Raw genomic sequence first — 18,326 nt, 5'->3', positions numbered from 1 at the left:
TTTATCAGGTTGAATAGACTTTTATCTTGAAAAGTTTGAGTTATCGCAAAATTTATGCAAAATTAGACCGCTTGTTATTATAAAAAGAAAATTATCGTGGAAAAACTAATTAAAAAACGTCCTTTATTAACAACGGCAACCTTATCTGAAAATCCTTTATTGAATCGAATTTATCAAAGTCGGGGCATAAAAACGACGAAAGAGCTAGAGCATAATCTCCAACATTTACATAGACCACAACAACTGGCTAATATTGAACAAGCAGTTGATTTATTAACCAACGCGTTTGATACACAAAGTCGTATTGTAATTGTGGGCGATTTTGATGCTGATGGAGCAACCAGCACGGCACTTGCCATAATTGCGTTAAAACAGTTGGGCTTCGAGCAAGTTGATTATTTGATTCCGGATCGTTTCTCACAGGGTTATGGTTTAAGTGTTGCAGTGGCAGAAATGGTATTAGCAAAAGGGGCTGATTTAGTTTTAACGGTAGATAATGGTATTTCTTCGTTTGAAGGTATTGAGCTACTTAAACAACACGGTATTCAAGTTTTGGTTACCGATCATCATTTACCACCTGAAACATTGCCTAATGCTGATGCAATGGTAAACCCTAATTTACCGTTTTGTACTTTTCCTTCCAAATCATTGGCGGGGGTTGGGGTCATTTTTTATGTGATGATGGCTCTCCGAACACGAATGCGTGAGCAACAATATTTCCAGAACAAAATAGAGCCAAATTTTGCCGAGCTTTTGGATTTAGTGGCATTAGGTACAGTAGCTGATGTTGTGCCACTCGATCAAAACAATCGCATTTTAGTTCATCAAGGATTACAGCGAATGCGTTCAGGGCATTGCCGTTTGGGGATAAAAGCCTTAGCGGAAGTAAGCAAAAGAGACCTCCTAACGCTGCAAGCTGCTGATTTAGGTTTTGCTGTTGCACCAAGATTGAACGCCGCAGGCAGGATGGAAAATATGTCGTTAGGGGTTGAGTTACTGATTTGTGAAAATATGGAACTTGCTCGTCAACTAGCTCTTGAACTAGATTCTTTGAACCAAACTCGAAAAGAATTTGAGCAGGAGATGAAAACAGAAGCTCTGGCGATTTGTGCAAAATTACCGTTACTTGCTCAATCAGAACAAGCTCACGGTATCGTGTTATACCAAGCGGATTGGCACCAAGGTGTAATTGGGATTTTAGCGTCTCGGATTAAAGATCAGTTTAATCGACCGGTAATAGCCTTTGCACAGGAAAGCGAAGAAAGCGAATATTTAAAAGGATCGGCTCGATCTATTTCAGGTGTGCATATGCGAGATTTACTTGAATATATTGATATGCAATATCCTGAATTAATTGAAAGATTTGGTGGGCACGCAATGGCTGCAGGTTTAACTATTCATCACTCTCAGTTAGACAACTTTAAACAAGTTTTCGACCAAACGATTAATGAAATATTAGAACCGGAACAATTACAAGGCATCATTTATACTGATGGTGAACTTGCAACAGATGAATTGAGCATTACTAGTGCAGAAATACTTCATCGTGCAGGACCTTGGGGGCAAAATTTCCCTGAGCCTAGTTTTGAGGGGGAGTTTAGCATTTTGCAACAAAAACTACTGGCAGGTAAACATTTAAAGCTAATACTACAATCGGATAGCGGGCAATTATTAGATGCAATTTATTTTAATGTTGATGTAAGAATGTTTCCAGACTTATCAGTTAAAAAAGTAAAAATGGTGTATAAATTAGATATCAATGAATTCAGAGATAACAAAACTTTACAATTGAAAGTCGAATATATGGATTATCTTTAAGATTACTTTACATAAATTTAATGAATTAATCATCTTTGTATTGTAGAATTATACTGAATTTTCTTCTAATCGGCGATTAGACAATTTTTAAACAGAGCAAATCAATAAGGAACTTAATATGAAAATGGAAAAAAGAGATCTTTTCCGTACATTTTTATTCTCTAGCGTAGCACTATCAGTTGTTGCGTGCGGTAACTTAAGTAAAGTGAGTGATGAGGGGACAACTGAAAATCCGGTATTCCCAAAAATTTCAGAGTCTGAATTCAACCACGATGGTTCACAATTTGGTTCTTGGCCAAACTGGGAAAACGTTCGTCAAATTGAAAAAGGAATGAACAAAGATCAATTATATAATCTAATTGGTCGTCCACATTTTGAAGAAGGTTTATATGGTGTTCGTGAATGGGATTATGCGTTCAACTACCGTGAAAACGGCGTTCACAAAATCTGTCAATATAAAATCTTATTTGATAAAAATATGAATGCACAAAGCTTCTTCTGGTATCCAAATGGCTGTAATGGCAACTCATCATTTACTTTAACAGGAGATTTCTTATTCGACTTCGATAAAGATACATTAACTACCAAAGGTAAAGAAGTAGTGAATAACGTAGCTGAGCAATTAAAATCAACTAAAGCACAGCAAGTTAAAGTAGCAGGTTACACGGACCGTTTAGGTTCTGTTGAATACAACCTAGATTTATCACAACGCCGTGCTAACGCAGTTAAAGCACGTTTAATCCAACAAGGTGTGAATGCTCAAATTGAAGCAGTTGGTTACGGTAAAGCGAACCAAGTTAAACCTTGTGAAGGTTATGCTCACGCAAGTCAAGCTGAGAAAGATTGTTTACGTCCTAACCGTCGTGTAGAAATTTCTTCAAACGGTGGGGTGATGAAACAGCAAGAGGGCGGTAATGTAGCAGGTCCTAACGGTCCGGCTCCACTTTACCAAACTCCTGCATACAACAGTGGTAAATAATTTCTGGTTTTAATTAACTTAGAGTAGAATAGCAAGGCAATCTTATTGATAAGATTGCCTTTTCTTTTATCTTTTATTTCTTAGGAGAATATTATGATTTACCAAGCGGTTGCTTTTGATTTAGATGGAACACTACTTTCATCAAATGCTACGATTTTAGAATCCAGTAAACAGGCAATTCAGAAGATAAGAGAAAAGGGGATAAAGGTTTATTTTGTTACTGGCAGACACCATACAGCGGTTCGCCCTTATTATAAAGAGCTAGATTTAGATACACCTGTTGTGTGCTGTAACGGTACTTATGTATATGATTTTAAAAATGAAAAAGCCCTTGTCGGCAATCCGCTATCGTCTCAAGTTGCGTCTCACTTAATTGCTGAAGCACAAGCTCAAGGCATTCACACCGCTGTTTATTTTGAAGATGCAATGACTTACGAAACTCTTAATATCCATTTTGAGAAATTCCAAAAATGGGTGCAATCTTGCCCTGAAGCGGTTCGCCCAAATGTTTATCAGGTGGAAAGTTTCCAACAAGAAATTGAAAAAGGCACGACTATTTGGAAGGTGCTGATCAGCGATCAAGATCTAGTGAAATTGCAAAGTTTTGTGGAAAAACTACCGCTTGATCAAGTAAGCCCTGAATGGTCTTGGGTCGATCGTGTTGATATTACCAGTGTCGGCAATAGTAAAGGAGCAAGGCTGGCGGAGTTATTAAAAACAGAAGGCATTGAATTAGAACAAGTTATCGCATTTGGTGATAATTTTAACGATATCTCTATGTTAGAAGCAGTTGGACTTGGTATTGCAATGGGGGGCTCGGAAGAAGAAGTACAGCAAAAAGCAAAGAAAACAATCGGTTCAAATAACGAAGACAGCATCGCCAATGAATTAAAAGCACAATTTAATCTTTAACCTATGATTAAACCTAAATATTCCATCGCAAGGCGTATCGGACTTTATTTCTTAATTATGATCGTTTTTGCCTCTATAATTAGTGGCATTTCACTTGGGATTATGTGGAGCAATAAATCTGATGCCAGTTTGATTAATGTATCGGGTTCGTTGCGTATGCAAAGCTATCGCCTTTTGTCGGAAATGGATTCGAGGAAAGAAATTTTAGCCGAGCGTTTGCTGGAATATCATCGTACTTTGCATTCAACAGAGCTGAGCTCCCTTAAGCAAAGCTGGCTGCTACCTGATAATGTAATACATAGCTACCAACAATTACTGAAGGATTGGTATGCGATGCAGTCTTATGTCAATCAAGGCGATAAAGCCAGCTATGCAACACACATTGAAGATTATGTGCAAAAAGTGGATAACTTTGTCTTTCGTTTACAAGAGTTTGCGGAGTTAAAACTAAAAATTGCCACAGGTGTAATTGCTGTTTCAATGTTATTGATTATTCTACTTGCGTACATTGGTGTGTGGTATACACGGAAAAAAATTATCAGCCCATTAAAGCAATTAGTTAAAGCCAGTTGGCAAATTCAGAATAAAGATTTCGATCACATAAAATTAGCGGTTGATGAACCGAATGAATTAGGTTTGCTTTCCTCTACTTTTACTGAAATGTCGAACGAATTATTAAAACTTTATACATCATTGGAAGATAAAGTACAGGATAAAACCCGCCGCTTATTAGCGGTTAATCGCTCTTTGCTTGTATTGTATCAATGCTCTCAATTATTAACCGCTAAACCGATTAATAAAGATGTGCTAAACCAAGTGCTGAAGACCGTATTTGATAATGAACATTTGCTTGGTATTAAGTTACAAGTCTATGGTGCAGAACATTGGAATGTCTCTATAGATAATGCCTTGCAAGCAGAGTGGATTTCGACTGAAATTGCGATAGAAAATGAAAAATTGGGAATATTAAGCTGGAAGCCCTCTTTACTTTGCCCGGATGAAAGGTTGTTGCAAAATGTATCAGAAATGATTGGACGAAGCATTTATGTCGTTCAAGTGCAAAAGCAGCAACAGCAATTAGTGTTAATGGAAGAGAGGGCGATTATTGCTCGTGAGTTGCACGATTCTTTAGCTCAATCGCTAACCTTTTTCAAAATTCAAGTAAGTCTGCTCAAACTGGCAAAAAGTGATGAGAAACGCAACGAAATTTTATCGGTATTTGAAAAAGCATTAAATGATGCCTATAGCCAATTAAGAGAGCTACTAACAACGTTTAGATTAACCATTCAAGAGGCAAATCTACAACAGGCATTAGAGAAAATTTTAGAAAGTTTACGTCCGAAAACGTCTGCACAGCTTTGCTTAAGTTGTAAATTGCCTTCACATATGTTCAATGCACAGCAGCAGGTACATATGTTGCAAATTGTACGGGAAGCAGTAATTAATGCCATCAAACATTCGCAAGCAACTGAAATTAAGGTTATTGCTGAAACGAATGATGATGGCGAGCATTGCTTAATCGTTCAAGATAACGGCATTGGCTTAGCCAGCCATACCGAACCGGAAGGGCATTATGGCTTAACCATTATGCAAGAGCGAGCAGCAGAACTAAAAGCTGATTTCTCCATTGAGAATGTGGAAAGCGGTGGTGTAAGGGTTAAAGTTGTTTTACCGAGTATGCTCAGCAAGCGGTAGTTTTTTGTTAATTATTTGCAAATGATTTATAAGGGATAAAAATGCAGATCCGAAAAGCAGTCGAAGCGGATTTTGAAACCATACTAGCGATATACAATCAAGCTATTCCAACTCATCAAATTACGGCTGATTTGGAATTAGCAACCACAGAAAACCGCCGAAAGTGGTTTGATTTTCATCTTCAAAGCATCCAGTATCCGATCTGGGTGGTAGAAGACGAAACGGGCATTGTCGGTTGGTTTAGTTTCTCGCCATTTTATGAAAGACCAGCTTTTGTGCATACTTCTGAGATTAGTATCTATTTAGATGGTAATGCCAAAGGAAAAGGTTACGGCTCGAAAATTATTGAGTTTATGCAAGCGGAAATGTTACATCATAATATTCACACTTTAATGGCGTATGTCTTTGAACTTAATACCGTTAGTCAAAATCTAATGAAAAAACACGGCTTCGAACAATGGGGGCGTTTTCCGTATATTGCAAATATGGGAAAAGATGAGAAGGGAAATGATAAATGGCGAACGTTACTGATGATGTCTTACCAAAAAGGCATTGAGTAACAAGCGGTTACAAAAAGCATTGCTTTTTGAACGTTGGCTTTGCCAACGGCAGCAAAGCTGTGAACAATCCTTCAAGGGATTGTGAATAATTTTTGAGTGATTTTTTACAAAAGGAAAATATGGAAAAAACAAAAATCGTACTTGCAACGAGCAATGCAGGTAAAGTGAAAGAAATGGCGGATGTCTTAGCTGAATTTGGGTTTGAGGTTATCGCCCAAAGTGAATTTGGTATTGAATCTCCGGAAGAAACAGGCTTAACCTTTGTTGAAAATGCGTTAATTAAAGCTCGATTTGCGTCTAAAATAACAGGGCTTCCGGCTATTGCAGATGATTCAGGCTTAGCCGTTGAAGCATTGGGTGGTGAGCCGGGTTTATATTCTTCTCGTTATGCCGGCGAGCAAGCAACAGATGCAGATAACCGCAAAAAATTGTTAGCTGCGATGAAAGATCAAGAAAATCGTTTAGCGAAGTTTGTTAGTTGTATTGTATTGTTAAAACACGAAACAGACCCTACACCGTATATTGCATTAGGGGAATGTTTTGGCGAAATTTTAACAGAAGAAAGAGGCGAAAATGGCTTTGGTTATGACTCCCTCTTTTTCTATCTGCCTAAAAATCTGAGCTTTGCAGAGCTAGAAACCAAAGAGAAAAAAGCGATTTCACACCGAGCTATCGCATTAGCACACTTAAAAGAACAATTAAGAGGAAATAAAGAATGATTATTACCACAACACCAATCATTGAAGGCAAACAAATCGTTGAATATAAAGGCTTAGTATTTGGCGAAGTTGTATCTGGTGCAAACTTTGTGCGTGATTTTTTAGCGGGGATTACAGATGTAATCGGTGGGCGTTCAGGTGCATACGAAAGCAAATTAAATTCTGCAAGGAAAGAAGCCTTATCAGAGTTAGAAAAAGAAGCGAAAAAAGTAGGGGCAAATGCCGTAGTTGGGGTTTCAATGGAATATCAATCTATGGGTGGCGATAAAGGAATGTTTATTGTGGTTGCAACAGGTACGGCGGTTGTTCTTCGCTAATTATGTTTTCACATCAACAAGAATTAACCCCTTATTTCTGGCAAGAAAAATCACTACTGGAAATGAATGAAGCAGAATGGGAAGCACTTTGTGATGGTTGCGGTAAATGTTGTTACCGAAAATATATTCAAGGACGAGGTAAGCGAGAACGGCTTTACTACACTTCTGTTGCTTGTAATTTGTTAGATGTAAATACGGGGCGTTGTACTAATTACCCTGAACGCTTCAAAATCGAGAAAGATTGTACCAAGCTAACCAAAAAGAATTTACCTGATTTTGGTTGGCTGCCGAAAACCTGTGCTTACCGCTTGTTATATGAAGGAAAGCCTTTATATGACTGGCACCCTTTGATCTCAAAAGATCCTAATTCAGTAAAAAATGCAGGTATTTTAATTGCAAACGGTATTCACGAAAAAGATGTGATTGATTGGTTTGAATTCGTCATTGACGAAGTTTAGTAAAAAAGGCGTTATCAAAACGCCTTTTGTTTTATCATTATTCAGATTTTGCCATTTCAAATTCAATGAGCATCATCAAAATATGAATAACTTTAATGTGGATTTCTTGAATGCGATCTGCATAACGGAAATGTGGTACACGAATTTCTATATCAGCAAGCCCAGCCATTTCTCCACCATCTTTACCAGTCATTGCAATGACTTTCATTCCTTTCTCTTTTGCAACTTTAATTGCATTTAATACATTTTTAGAGTTGCCTGAGGTCGATAATCCAAACAATACATCGCCTTTTTTCCCAACTGCCTCTAAATAGCGGGAGAAAACAAACTCATAACCAAAATCATTACTTACACAGCTTAAATGACTTACGTCAGAAATCGCAATTGCAGGGTAGCCTGGGCGATTTTCACGATAGCGACCTGTCAATTCTTCAGCAAAGTGCATTGCATCACAATGAGAACCTCCATTGCCGCAAGAAATCACTTTCCCGCCTTGTTTAAAGCTATTCGCAATAAGTAATGCTGCTTCTTGAATGAGTTTAATATTATTTTCATCAGACATAAATTTGTCTAATACATCGGCAGCTTCTTGAAGTTCAGCTTTAATTTGTTGTAAATACATTGTTTGCTCCTTTTTGCAAAAAAATCTGTTATTAAGACCGCTTGCTCAGCCAAAAGTGCGATAAGTTTAGAAGAATCAGCTGATATTGTAAATCGGCTTAGATCAAATAACTCTCTTTTTATTGTAAACAAAAGTTTCCAAAAAGTAAAAATAGCGGTATGATCAGCAAAATTTTGCCATTGCGACGAAAGGAAAATATATGACTGCACAGCCAGAATGCTTCGAGAAGATTATTGGAAAATCTGCGAAAATCCAAGAAGTCATTATTCAAGCAAAAAAATTTGCCAATCTTAATGCACCTTTGCTGATTCAAGGCGAAACAGGCACAGGCAAAGATTTATTTGCAAAAGCTTGCCATAATTTTAGTACGCGTAAAATGCAAAAATTCATTGCGGTAAATTGTGCCGGATTACCTCAAGAAGAAGCCGAAACAGAAATGTTTGGGCATCGTGGTAATGGTCGTGAAGCGGTTGGTTTTTTTGAATATGCGAATGGTGGTACGGTGTTGTTAGACTCCATTTCCGAATTATCACTTGAAATGCAAGCAAAATTACTCCGTTTTTTAAATGATGGTTCTTTTCGCCGAGTGGGGGAAGATAAAGAAATTCAAGTTGATGTTAGAGTGATTTGTACCTCGCAAAAGCCATTATCTCAGCTCGTTGCTGAAGGTAAAGTGCGGGAAGATCTTTACCACAGATTGAATGTACTAACCCTAGATTTACCTCCATTGCGTGAGCGAAAAGAAGATATTCCATTGCTGGCAGATTATTTTATTGCTCAAGTGAGTGAACAGCTTGGCGTGAGTAAATTAGAATATGATGAAGCCTTCCTGCAAGCCTTGCAAAATTATCGCTGGTCGGGCAATTTGCGAGAGCTTTACAATGTGATTTATCGGGCTTGTTCCCTTTCTCCAAGCTATCGTTTGGCGGTTAAAGATTTGAACTTACCTGATGAGGTAGATCAGACCAATGTTGAGTCGGAAAATGCAACGTTGGAAGAGATGATGAACCAATACGAAGCACAGCTACTGAGAAAATTTTATGCACAATATCCAAGCACAAGGAAATTAGCCCAAAGGCTTGGGCTTTCGCATACGGCGGTGGCGAACAAATTGCGTCAATATGGTTTAACTAAAAACGGGCATAAAGATGAATAAACTAGCGGTCATTTTCTCTGCGGTTTTTGCAAATTTTTGGCTAAATTCGACCGCTTGTGCTGCACCAAGTATTCCTAAACCGCTATTGGAAAATAGCTTGGTGTATTGTACTACATCATCGGGCTTCTCGTTTAATCCACAAAAGGCGGACGTAAGTTCCAATATGAATGTGGTAACAGAGCAAATTTACGATAAGTTATTTGAATTTAACCCAAAGAAAAATCGCCTTGAGCCAGCCTTAGCCGAAAGTTATTCCATCAGTGATGATGGATTAGTGATTACGCTACGTTTAAGAAAAAATGTGGCTTTTCACACCACGAGCTGGTTTACGCCGACCCGTAAATTAAATGCGGAAGATGTGGTTTTCTCGCTTAAGCGAATGATTGATAAAGAAAGTGATTTACCCGAAGTTGAGACGGCAGCTGAACGTGCTTTGCACCATCAACGCCAGAACTATATTTATCAAAAAGCAACAAGCCAGATTTATTTCCCTTATTTTGAGAGTGTGGGGTTAGCCGGTAAAATTGCCAATGTTAGCTCGCCTTCAAATCATATTGTGAAAATTGAATTAACCAAGCCAGATTCTTCGTTATTGGCTCATTTAGCCAGCCAATATGCGGTCATTCTTTCCAAAGAATACGCTCTGCAACTTAATGCTGATGAAAATTTGGTGCAGCTCGATCTTCTCCCTATTGGCACAGGCGTTTATCAGCTTGAAAGCTATGAAAACAATAACTATGTGAGATTAAAACCGAACAGCGATTACTGGGGGAAAAAGGCTCATATTCAAAATATGATTGTTGATTTTTCAACTGAGGCAACAGGCAGAATGGCGAAATTTTTGAATAATGAATGCAATGTAGTTGCCTTTCCTGAGCCGAGCCAACTCTCGGTTTTAACTGATGAACAATTAATTGAAAGCAAAGGGGCAAATTTAGTTTATTTAGCTTTTAATATGCAAAAAGAAATAGGACAAAATTTACCCTTACGCCAACAAATTGCGAGTAGTATTAATCGAAAACGTATAGCCGAAAAGTTATTTTATGGCACAGGCGAAGTGGCGGATAATGTGTTACCTACCGCATTATGGGCAGAAAAAAACAGCGAGAGTTACCCTTACACCTTTCCAAAACCAAGAGAACAAGCGGTCGAAAATGGTAAAAAATTTGCAAAAGATAACCGCTTGATCCTATGGGTGATTGATGAAAAACGGGTTTATAATCCACACCCAATTAAAATGGCAGAGATGATCCGTTCAGACCTGGCGGCTCAAGCGTTAGAGGTGGAAATTCGTCAAGTAAGCCGAGCCTATTTAGTGCAACAACTTGAAAGCAAAACCGCAGATTATGACTTGATTTTAGGCGGTTGGCTGGCGTCAGATCTTGATCCAAACAGTTTTCTGTCTGCCTTATTAAGTTGTAAAACCGCAGATACCGTAACTAATTTATCCAATTGGTGCAATGAAGATTTCGATTTTTGGCTGGAAACCGCTCGTTTAAGTGATGATTCGGCATCGACTAACTTATTGTATGCCTTTTCACAAAAATTGCTGGAAGAGCAGTTACCGATTTTACCTTTGATTAATGCCAATCGGGTATTAGTGATCAAAAAAGGCATTCAACAGGCAGAAATTTCACCTTTCGGGCAGGTGAAATTATCGGAACTGCGTTTGAGTTCGGATAATAAAAAAGGGAATTAATATGCTAACAGCTTTTATCCGAAAAGTATTTCTTACTTTGATTACGCTGATTTGTCTATCTATTATCAGCTTTCATATTTTGTTACGGGATCCGCTAAATCATCTTACTGATGTAAATTGGTTCGGGGCATATTTTAACTATCTGAAATCCTTATTAAAAGGTGATTTCGGCATTAGTTTTAGCAACGGGCAGCCATTAACCGAGCAGATTTTACAAGTATTCCCAGCGACTATTACACTTTGCTCATCGGCGTTAATACTCTCGCTTATTGTAGGTGTGCCACTCGGCTTTTTTGCGGCTACTCAGCAGAAAAATATGATTGGGAAAATGCTAAATATTTTAGGCTCACTCAGTTTAGCCGTGCCGGTATTTTGGCTGGCATTAGTGTTAATGTATTATGCTTCACTCAATCAATGGGCGATTTCTGCGATTGGAGAGATACATCCACTTTATCCTAAACAGAGTGTAACAGGTTTTTTGTTATTGGATATTTGGTTGTCAGACAGTCCGTATAAATTAAAAATGTTACAAAGTGCGTTGCACCATTTAGCTTTACCAACCTTAGTGTTAGCGATTCCTGCAACGCTTGAAATTATGCACGTTACTCAAGCGAGAGCTGCTTATGTAATGAAGCAAAATTACATCAAAATTGCGAAAACAAGAGGCTGGACACAGTTTAGAATTTGGACAACGCATATTATTCGTAACACCTTGCCTTCACTTGTACCGATGATTGCCCGAACCTTTATTCTGATTTTTGCTTTCGGTATGTTGATTGAAAATATTTTCAGCTGGAGTGGCATTGGGCGTTGGTTGATTAATGCACTTGCTATTCAAGATTACAATGCGATTTCAGCAGGCGTTGTAGCGATTGGCGTTTTTGTCTTGTTTGTGGATATGTTTACAGGCTTTATTCGGGTAGTGTTAGACCCTTCAGAGAAAAAGGATTGGTATGGCTCTTATTAAAGAACCCGAACAGTTTAGAGAAACTGAAACGCTTAAAAAATTTTGGCGATATTTTCGACAAGATAAAATCGCTCTCGGGAGTTTTTATCTGTTTTTATTGCTCCTTACCTTAGTTTTTCTCGGCAGTTTACTCGCCCCGTATAACTACAATGAACAGTTTGTTGGCTTAGAACTAATGCCTCCGTCTTGGGACGATAATGGGCAAATTCGTTACTTTCTCGGCACAGATGATTTAGGACGGGATATTCTCAGCCGAATTATGTACGGATTTTATTATACCGTTGGTTCAGCCTTGATTATTACTGTGTTGATTGCTCTCATCGGCGGTGTTATCGGCATTTTTGCAGGCTTGAAAAAAGGAAAATCGGTTTGGTTTATCAGCCATTTGTTTGATACTTTTTTATTTATGCCGATTTTGCTGATTGCGATTATTATCGCAACACTAATGGATGCCAGTTTGATGAATGCGATGTTAGCTATTTTCTTGGCAATGTTGCCGCATTTTATCCATAAAATTTATCAAGCTACCGAAAAACAATTGAAAAAAGAGTACATTGTTACTCTTAGGTTAGATGGGGCAACCCGCTGGTATTTAATCAAAGAAGTGATTATTCCTAATTTAACAGGTGTGGCAATTAAAGAACTTTCACATATTTTTGTGATTGCAGTGCTAGATATTAGTGCATTGAGTTTTATTATGTTAGGGGCACAAAATCCAACGCCGGAATGGGGAGCGATGATCCGAGAATCAATCGAACTTATTTACATCGCCCCTTGGACGGTTATTCTGCCCGGCTTGGCTATCATATTCAGCATTTTTACCATCACGATGCTTGGCTCTCGATTAACCGACGTTTTTGAAAAATACCGCAATGCGTAACTGATACAAGCGGGCATTTTTAAGAAAACTTTTACACATTAAGGAACATTATGGCATTACTGGATATTCGCCATTTAAGCATTGAAATCAACACGCCAAAAGGGCGGGTGAAAATGGTGGATAACATTAACCTAACTGTTGATGAAGGCGAAATTTGCGGATTGGTTGGAGAGTCAGGCTCAGGAAAAAGTCTGATTGCAAAAGTGATTTGTGGCATTGTAAAAGATGAATGGATTGTTACCGCAGACCGTTTTCGCTTTGATGACATTGAATTGCTTAAACTAACCCCGAATGAACGCCGAAAACTGGTGGGCGATCATATCTCAATGGTATTCCAAGATCCGTTAGCCAGCCTTGACCCGAGCCAACGTATCGGCAAACAACTAATGCAGGCGATTAATTTTAAAGGTGAGTGGTGGCAGAGGTTCGGCTGGAAAAAGAAAAAAGCAATTGAGCTACTGCATCGTGTAGGGATTCGGGATCATCAAGATATTATGAACAGTTACCCTGTTGATATTACCGAAGGTGAAGCACAGAAAGTGATGATAGCGATGGCGGTGGCTAATCAACCACGTTTATTAGTGGCTGATGAGCCAACTAACATTATGGAATCCACCACGCAACTGCAAATTTATCGCCTACTTTCCAGTATGAACCAAAATCTTGGGACATCGATTTTGCTGGTGAGTAATGATATGAAAAGTATCCAAAACTGGGTGGATTCTTATAATGTGCTTTACTGTGGGCAAACGGTAGAAATTGCGGATAAAGAGAGCATTTTAGAATCTTCTTACCACCCCTACACCAGAGTGTTGCTCAACAGCTCGCCCGATTTTTCTCAACCTCTGGCGTTTAAAAGCAGTTTAAATACGCTACGGGGCTCTGTTCCAATGTTAAACGAAATGCCGATTGGCTGCCGTTTAGGACCACGTTGTCCTTTTGCTCAGAAAAAGTGTATAAACAAACCACCGTTAGTGAAAGTGAAACAACACGAATTTGCCTGCCATTTCCCGATTAACTTTAGAGAACAGAATTTGTTGAAGAATAAAGTCGAAAATACGCCATTTGTGGTGGCAGAATTGAGTGAGAAGGAGTAAAAACAAGCGATTTGCAAAAATAACTTGAAATATGACCGCTTGTTATTGACTGAGGGTTACGGGCAACATTAACGTATCCAATACAAAGCTCAACGGTAAATCAATCACCGCCAGCACGGCTAAAATGCCACCTTGTTGCATTGCTTGGAAATCTCTGGTTACGCCTGCATACACGCTATAGTCTTGTTCGACTAAGCTAATCATTGTGCCACAGGCACTTAAATGAATCACCAAATAGAGCAGTGACAGTGTTTTACAAGCGGTTAATTTCATCAAAAAATCTCCAAATAGGTGGTTATTTTACGCTATTTCACTAAAATTGCATTTAAAAAAAGATTGTTTTCAGGCAGAATGTAACGGAATTTTATACTAATAATTTTAAGAGGAACTATATGCAAACTTATAATATTGCGGTGTTAGCCGGTGATGGTATCGGACCTGAAGTGATGGCTCAAGCCATCAAAGTGCTTGAAGCAACCCAGCAAAAATTCGGGTTTAAATTAAATTTCAATGAATACAACATTGGCGGAGCAGCAATTGATGCACAAGGTAAAGCTCTTCCGGAAAATACGTTAAAAGGTTGTGAAGAAGCTGATGCGATTTTGTTTGGTTCAGTAGGCGGACCCAAATGGACGCATCTACCGCCCGATGAACAGCCAGAGCGTGGTTCATTATTGCCACTGCGTAAACATTTTTCGTTATTTTGTAACTTACGACCGGCAGCACTTTATAAAGGTTTAGAGAAGTTTTGCCCATTGCGTGCAGATATTGCCGCAAAAGGTTTTGATATGGTCGTCGTTCGTGAATTAACGGGTGGAATTTACTTCGGTCAGCCAAAAGGCAGAGATGGCGAAGGTTCACAAACCCGTGCGTTTGATACCGAAGTCTATTACAAATATGAAATTGAGCGTATCGCCCGTGTTGCCTTTGAATCTGCAATGAAACGCAAAAAACACGTTACTTCTGTGGATAAAGCGAACGTATTACAGAGCTCTATTTTATGGCGTGAAACTGTAACGGAAATTGCGAAAGAGTACCCGGAAGTTACGCTTGAGCATATGTATATTGACAATGCGACAATGCAACTTATTAAAGCCCCTGAATCGTTCGATATTCTGTTATGTTCAAACATCTTTGGCGATATTATTTCAGATGAAGCGGCAATGATCACCGGCTCAATGGGAATGTTACCTTCTGCAAGTTTGAACGAACAGGGTTTTGGTTTATATGAACCGGCAGGCGGTTCAGCCCCGGATATCTCTGGTAAAAACATCGCTAACCCGATTGCACAAATTCTATCAGCCGCAATGATGTTACGTTATAGCTTCAACCTGGGAGAAGCTGCAGATGCAATTGAAGCCGCAATTCAAAAAGCATTAGCAGATGGCTACCGTACTGCTGATTTAGCCGATGAGAGCAAACCACTTTCAACTTCAGAAATGGGTGATATTATTGCAAAAAATATTTTAGCGTAATCTGACAATCAAATAACAAGCGGTCAAAATCAGGTAAAATTTTGCAAAAAATTTCCTGATTTTGACCGCTTGTATTTAGAGTAGTGGGCTCATCAATCTGACAATGTTTTCCACTAACCCCCACAATTTGATGCGATAACGCCAGCCTTTTGGCGTAATCAATTCACTTTGTGCTAAGTATTTTTGCTGAAGTTGAGCAATCTCTTTAGTCATTTCTTTATCATAAATCGCAAGGCTGATTTCTAAATTCAAGAAGAAACTTCGCATATCCATATTCACTGTACCAAACAGGCTGAACTCATCATCAATCACTAGTGTTTTAGTATGAAGCATACCTTCATCAAAACGAGCGATTTTGACATTGTTTTTAAGTAACATCGGGAAGTAAGCTCTTGAAGCATAATGCACCATTTTAGAATCATTTTTTCTTGGCAAAATTAGAGTAACATCAATTCCTCTACGTGCAGCCGTTGTTAGAGCTAGCAGTAAAGGTTCATTTGGCACAAAATAAGGGGTAGTAATTACTATGCGTTTGGTTGCAAGGTGAATTGCACATAAGATGGTTTCATAAATAATACTTTCTTCTTGTTCAGGTGCTGACGGTATAACTTGTGCAATAACGTTACCGGCGGTAGGTGGTGTTAAGCCATTGTGTTTCTTTGCCTGTTGATTTAAGAAATCTTTTACTTTTTGCAGGTTTTCATCATCTTCTACGGCAATATCGGCGTAGAGAACTGCTGCCATTTCAAGCACAACAGGACCGGTACAACGCATCATCACATCAAACCATCTGCCAATACCAATCTCTTTTCTAAATAATACAGGGTCGATTAAGTTAAAACTGCCTGTGTAACCAATTTGGTAGTCAATAACTAAAATTTTACGATGGTTACGTAAGTCGTTACGCCCATAAATAGTTTGCATAATACCAACAGGCAGAGAAGTTTGAATAAACACACCGGCTTGCTCTAGTTTTATTCGCCATTCACTTTTGAAGAAAGGACCACTTCCTACATCATCAGCTAAAATCACACAATGCACACCACGTTCTGCCGCCGCTTTGATTGCCTCTAGTAGCTTATTAATTTTGCCCTCAGGTTCTACAATATAAAAGGCGAGTAGGCAGCTGTATTGTGCTTGCTCAATATCCTCAATCATAGAATGCAAAATATCATCGGTGGTACTGAGTAACTTCATACTATTATTCGCACTTGCACCCAAACGAGTGGTTTTCTCTGCCATTCGTTCAATACCACGAAAGGCTGAAGGAATTTGATCATCAGGGTTGAAATGTTCACTAGGTAAATATTCTTCTGCAAATTCATCATAGAACTTGATCATTTTTTGGGTTCGAGCAAGGCGGCGTTTGCTGACACGAGGTTCGCCGATCAACAGGTAAAGAACAATTCCTCCTATGGGTAAAACGAAGAGAATGATGATCCACGCAATCGCTGCACCGATATTACGCTGGGTATATAACACTCTGGTGGCAAACACTAGCACAATCAGAAAGTTAATCAGGAGTAAAACGCCACTCCAAGTAAAAGAAAACGGCATAAGATAGTCCTTATCAAAATGGTTTAATGCTATTTTAGTGAAAAATCAAGCACAAGTGGATTGTGGTCAGAGCTTTTCACTGCATAGCTTGTTGCAGAATGCACAATAATATCTCGAGTAAAAATATAATCTAGCGGATAGCCAAATACAGTAGTTCGACTATCGGGTGTAATTTGCACTTCAGTTAGTTGTAGTTCATTAGTTAGCTCAAATAGCTTCTTTTTACGTTTTCCACTCCAAGTATTGAAATCGCCCGCTAAAATAACAGCACCTTGATGTTGTTGGATAAGTTCTTTCAAGCCATCTAATTGTTTCTGATAGCTATGGTTCGTCCAATCAAAATTAATCAAATGTACATTAATCATAAGTAAGGATTTCCCATTCTCAAACGGAAAATACATTGCAGACATCAATTTAGGTAATCTAAGCAAGGGCTCTTGAGAACCATTCAAGCAATAGCGATCGGTATTTAAAGGGCTTAAATGGAGGATACCTGATTTTTGCTCTTGATACTGGAATGCAAAAATGTGCAAAGAACTCTCAAATTGTGGAAGTAAGTCTGAAATCTGTTGCCCTGAAGTTGCCTCTTGTAATAGCACAAAATCCGTTGTCTCGGTGAATTTTTTTAGATCTTCTTGCCAGTTAGGATCTTTTCCTTTATGAATATTCCAATTGAGTAACTGAAAACGTTTATTCGGGGAAGGTATAACTCCACTGTTTTGATAGCATTGCCAATAAGAAGAAAACTCCATTTCTTTAAAGATACTTTTATGAGAATCTTGAAAGACAACTTTGGGAGGGGTGTAAACGGTTAGACTTCTGTAATTCAAAAATAAAGCACTCCCGAATAAAACAAAAAATAATAGCAGTAAGCGTTTTTTCATATTTTTATCGCCGGTTAAACAAGCGGTTAAATTTAGATAATTTTTTGCAAATTGCTATCCAAATTTAACCGCTTGTATCTCGAGGTTAGCCGTCAATTTCTTCTCCGGTTTCAGCCCATTTAAAATTTAATGCGACAGAATTTAGGCAAAAACGTAACCCTGTAGGTGGTGGACCATCATTAAAAACGTGTCCCATATGTGAATCACAATTTCCGCAACGGATTTCGGTTCGTTGCATTCCGAAGCTGTAATCAGCTAGATAGCGTAATGATGTTTCTGAAATTGCTTGATAAAAACTTGGCCAGCCGCAACCTGCATCAAATTTAGTATCAGAATGGAAGAGATCTTGATGACATCTTGCACAACGGTAAATGCCGACACGGTTTTCATTCAAAAATTTGCCTGTAAAAGGACGTTCTGTACCGTGATTTATTAAAATATCAATTTGCTGTTCGGTTAAGTCTTTAATATCTTTAATCATTATTTTCTCCTGAAATCATCAAAAATATTGTAACTTCTTTTTCATTATAA

Annotated in this window: 19 protein-coding genes; 14 read left to right on the top strand and 5 right to left on the bottom strand. The window is 38.5% G+C overall.

Annotated elements, in window-relative coordinates; translation table 11 throughout:
* The first annotated feature begins 96 nt into the window (after nucleotides 1-96).
* The 8 genes from recJ (at nucleotide 97) to ICJ55_RS08460 (ending at nucleotide 7,458) form a co-directional block, all read left to right on the top strand.
* Complete coding sequence (gene recJ, locus ICJ55_RS08495) at nucleotides 97-1,818, top strand: single-stranded-DNA-specific exonuclease RecJ (RefSeq protein WP_188156412.1); 1,722 nt, start codon at nucleotides 97-99, stop codon at nucleotides 1,816-1,818.
* Nucleotides 1,819-1,936: 118 nt separating this feature from the next.
* Nucleotides 1,937-2,797 (top strand): OmpA family protein, encoded by an 861-nt coding sequence (locus tag ICJ55_RS08490; RefSeq protein ID WP_425168881.1) that lies wholly within the window; start codon nucleotides 1,937-1,939, stop codon nucleotides 2,795-2,797.
* Nucleotides 2,798-2,890: 93 nt separating this feature from the next.
* Nucleotides 2,891-3,709, top strand: a complete 819-nt coding sequence (locus ICJ55_RS08485; protein ID WP_188156411.1) for a pyridoxal phosphatase — start codon at nucleotides 2,891-2,893, stop codon at nucleotides 3,707-3,709.
* A gap of 3 nt (nucleotides 3,710-3,712) precedes the next feature.
* Nucleotides 3,713-5,404, top strand: a complete 1,692-nt coding sequence (gene narQ / locus ICJ55_RS08480) for a nitrate/nitrite two-component system sensor histidine kinase NarQ (protein WP_188156410.1) — start codon at nucleotides 3,713-3,715, stop codon at nucleotides 5,402-5,404.
* Nucleotides 5,405-5,445: 41 nt separating this feature from the next.
* Nucleotides 5,446-5,964: a GNAT family N-acetyltransferase gene (locus tag ICJ55_RS08475; protein WP_188156409.1), complete on the top strand. Its 519-nt coding sequence runs from the start codon at nucleotides 5,446-5,448 to the stop codon at nucleotides 5,962-5,964.
* Between the two features lie 119 nt (nucleotides 5,965-6,083).
* Nucleotides 6,084-6,683 carry an RdgB/HAM1 family non-canonical purine NTP pyrophosphatase gene (gene rdgB, locus ICJ55_RS08470; protein ID WP_188156408.1) on the top strand — a complete coding sequence of 200 codons (600 nt, stop codon included), beginning with the start codon at nucleotides 6,084-6,086 and terminating at the stop codon, nucleotides 6,681-6,683.
* Complete coding sequence (locus ICJ55_RS08465) at nucleotides 6,680-7,000, top strand: YbjQ family protein (RefSeq protein ID WP_188156407.1); 321 nt, start codon at nucleotides 6,680-6,682, stop codon at nucleotides 6,998-7,000. The genes rdgB and ICJ55_RS08465 overlap by 4 nt, the downstream gene beginning before the upstream one ends.
* A 2-nt stretch (nucleotides 7,001-7,002) precedes the next feature.
* Nucleotides 7,003-7,458 (top strand): YcgN family cysteine cluster protein, encoded by a 456-nt coding sequence (locus tag ICJ55_RS08460; protein WP_188156406.1) that lies wholly within the window; start codon nucleotides 7,003-7,005, stop codon nucleotides 7,456-7,458.
* Nucleotides 7,459-7,495: 37 nt separating this feature from the next.
* On the opposite strand, the gene lpcA is transcribed toward ICJ55_RS08460, so the two are convergent.
* Nucleotides 7,496-8,080: a D-sedoheptulose 7-phosphate isomerase gene (gene lpcA, locus ICJ55_RS08455; protein ID WP_188156405.1), complete on the bottom strand. Its 585-nt coding sequence runs from the start codon at nucleotides 8,078-8,080 to the stop codon at nucleotides 7,496-7,498.
* 199 nt (nucleotides 8,081-8,279) lie between these two features.
* On the opposite strand from lpcA, the gene ICJ55_RS08450 reads away from it, so the two are divergent.
* The 5 genes from ICJ55_RS08450 to ICJ55_RS08430 are packed head-to-tail and all read left to right on the top strand — an operon-like array spanning nucleotide 8,280 to nucleotide 13,879.
* Nucleotides 8,280-9,236 carry a sigma 54-interacting transcriptional regulator gene (locus ICJ55_RS08450; RefSeq protein ID WP_188156404.1) on the top strand — a complete coding sequence of 319 codons (957 nt, stop codon included), beginning with the start codon at nucleotides 8,280-8,282 and terminating at the stop codon, nucleotides 9,234-9,236.
* Nucleotides 9,229-10,935, top strand: a complete 1,707-nt coding sequence (locus ICJ55_RS08445; protein WP_188156403.1) for an ABC transporter substrate-binding protein — start codon at nucleotides 9,229-9,231, stop codon at nucleotides 10,933-10,935. The genes ICJ55_RS08450 and ICJ55_RS08445 overlap by 8 nt, the downstream gene beginning before the upstream one ends.
* Before the next feature lies 1 nt (nucleotide 10,936).
* Entirely contained in the window at nucleotides 10,937-11,902 is a 966-nt protein-coding gene (locus ICJ55_RS08440) for an ABC transporter permease (RefSeq protein ID WP_188156402.1), read from the top strand.
* The gene (locus ICJ55_RS08435) at nucleotides 11,889-12,782 is read left to right on the top strand and encodes an ABC transporter permease subunit (RefSeq protein ID WP_188156401.1); all 894 of its coding nucleotides are present in this window, start codon (nucleotides 11,889-11,891) and stop codon (nucleotides 12,780-12,782) included. Before ICJ55_RS08440 ends, ICJ55_RS08435 begins: the two co-directional genes overlap by 14 nt.
* A 50-nt stretch (nucleotides 12,783-12,832) precedes the next feature.
* Nucleotides 12,833-13,879: a peptide ABC transporter ATP-binding protein gene (locus tag ICJ55_RS08430; RefSeq protein WP_188156400.1), complete on the top strand. Its 1,047-nt coding sequence runs from the start codon at nucleotides 12,833-12,835 to the stop codon at nucleotides 13,877-13,879.
* A 42-nt stretch (nucleotides 13,880-13,921) separates the two neighbouring features.
* Here ICJ55_RS08430 and ICJ55_RS08425 read toward each other — a convergent pair whose 3' ends face one another.
* Nucleotides 13,922-14,152 carry a YceK/YidQ family lipoprotein gene (locus tag ICJ55_RS08425; protein ID WP_188157716.1) on the bottom strand — a complete coding sequence of 77 codons (231 nt, stop codon included), beginning with the start codon at nucleotides 14,150-14,152 and terminating at the stop codon, nucleotides 13,922-13,924.
* Between the two features lie 119 nt (nucleotides 14,153-14,271).
* Here ICJ55_RS08425 and leuB point away from each other — a divergent pair, with 119 nt between their 5' ends.
* The gene (leuB, locus tag ICJ55_RS08420) at nucleotides 14,272-15,354 is read left to right on the top strand and encodes a 3-isopropylmalate dehydrogenase (protein ID WP_188156399.1); all 1,083 of its coding nucleotides are present in this window, start codon (nucleotides 14,272-14,274) and stop codon (nucleotides 15,352-15,354) included.
* 75 nt (nucleotides 15,355-15,429) lie between these two features.
* On the opposite strand, the gene cls is transcribed toward leuB, so the two are convergent.
* The 3 genes from cls to msrB form a co-directional block, all read right to left on the bottom strand.
* A complete protein-coding gene (cls, locus tag ICJ55_RS08415; RefSeq protein WP_188156398.1) occupies nucleotides 15,430-16,911 on the bottom strand; it encodes a cardiolipin synthase in 1,482 nt (493 codons plus the stop codon).
* A 29-nt stretch (nucleotides 16,912-16,940) separates the two neighbouring features.
* A complete protein-coding gene (locus tag ICJ55_RS08410) occupies nucleotides 16,941-17,795 on the bottom strand; it encodes an endonuclease/exonuclease/phosphatase family protein (protein ID WP_188156397.1) in 855 nt (284 codons plus the stop codon).
* 85 nt (nucleotides 17,796-17,880) lie between these two features.
* On the bottom strand, nucleotides 17,881-18,276 hold the full coding sequence (msrB, locus tag ICJ55_RS08405) for a peptide-methionine (R)-S-oxide reductase MsrB (RefSeq protein WP_188156396.1): 396 nt from the start codon (nucleotides 18,274-18,276) through the stop codon (nucleotides 17,881-17,883).
* Nucleotides 18,277-18,326: the final 50 nt, after the last annotated feature.

This window comes from Mannheimia bovis, assembly GCF_014541205.1.
Taxonomy (GTDB): Bacteria; Pseudomonadota; Gammaproteobacteria; order Enterobacterales; family Pasteurellaceae; genus Mannheimia; species Mannheimia bovis.
The sequence above is the reverse complement of the archived record's forward strand: the minus strand, read 5'-3'. Positions and strand labels throughout refer to the sequence as shown.

Coding starts and splice junctions, on each gene's coding strand:
- ICJ55_RS08450 (WP_188156404.1), top strand. CDS start 8,280: ATGACTGCACAGCCAGAATGCTTCGAGAAGATTATTGGAAAATCTGCG.
- ICJ55_RS08485 (WP_188156411.1), top strand. CDS start 2,891: ATGATTTACCAAGCGGTTGCTTTTGATTTAGATGGAACACTACTTTCA.
- ICJ55_RS08430 (WP_188156400.1), top strand. CDS start 12,833: ATGGCATTACTGGATATTCGCCATTTAAGCATTGAAATCAACACGCCA.
- ICJ55_RS08440 (WP_188156402.1), top strand. CDS start 10,937: ATGCTAACAGCTTTTATCCGAAAAGTATTTCTTACTTTGATTACGCTG.
- narQ (WP_188156410.1), top strand. CDS start 3,713: ATGATTAAACCTAAATATTCCATCGCAAGGCGTATCGGACTTTATTTC.
- ICJ55_RS08490 (WP_425168881.1), top strand. CDS start 1,937: ATGAAAATGGAAAAAAGAGATCTTTTCCGTACATTTTTATTCTCTAGC.
- ICJ55_RS08425 (WP_188157716.1), bottom strand. CDS start 14,152: ATGAAATTAACCGCTTGTAAAACACTGTCACTGCTCTATTTGGTGATT.
- ICJ55_RS08435 (WP_188156401.1), top strand. CDS start 11,889: ATGGCTCTTATTAAAGAACCCGAACAGTTTAGAGAAACTGAAACGCTT.
- ICJ55_RS08475 (WP_188156409.1), top strand. CDS start 5,446: ATGCAGATCCGAAAAGCAGTCGAAGCGGATTTTGAAACCATACTAGCG.
- leuB (WP_188156399.1), top strand. CDS start 14,272: ATGCAAACTTATAATATTGCGGTGTTAGCCGGTGATGGTATCGGACCT.
- cls (WP_188156398.1), bottom strand. CDS start 16,911: ATGCCGTTTTCTTTTACTTGGAGTGGCGTTTTACTCCTGATTAACTTT.
- ICJ55_RS08445 (WP_188156403.1), top strand. CDS start 9,229: ATGAATAAACTAGCGGTCATTTTCTCTGCGGTTTTTGCAAATTTTTGG.
- lpcA (WP_188156405.1), bottom strand. CDS start 8,080: ATGTATTTACAACAAATTAAAGCTGAACTTCAAGAAGCTGCCGATGTA.
- msrB (WP_188156396.1), bottom strand. CDS start 18,276: ATGATTAAAGATATTAAAGACTTAACCGAACAGCAAATTGATATTTTA.
- ICJ55_RS08465 (WP_188156407.1), top strand. CDS start 6,680: ATGATTATTACCACAACACCAATCATTGAAGGCAAACAAATCGTTGAA.
- rdgB (WP_188156408.1), top strand. CDS start 6,084: ATGGAAAAAACAAAAATCGTACTTGCAACGAGCAATGCAGGTAAAGTG.
- ICJ55_RS08410 (WP_188156397.1), bottom strand. CDS start 17,795: ATGAAAAAACGCTTACTGCTATTATTTTTTGTTTTATTCGGGAGTGCT.
- ICJ55_RS08460 (WP_188156406.1), top strand. CDS start 7,003: ATGTTTTCACATCAACAAGAATTAACCCCTTATTTCTGGCAAGAAAAA.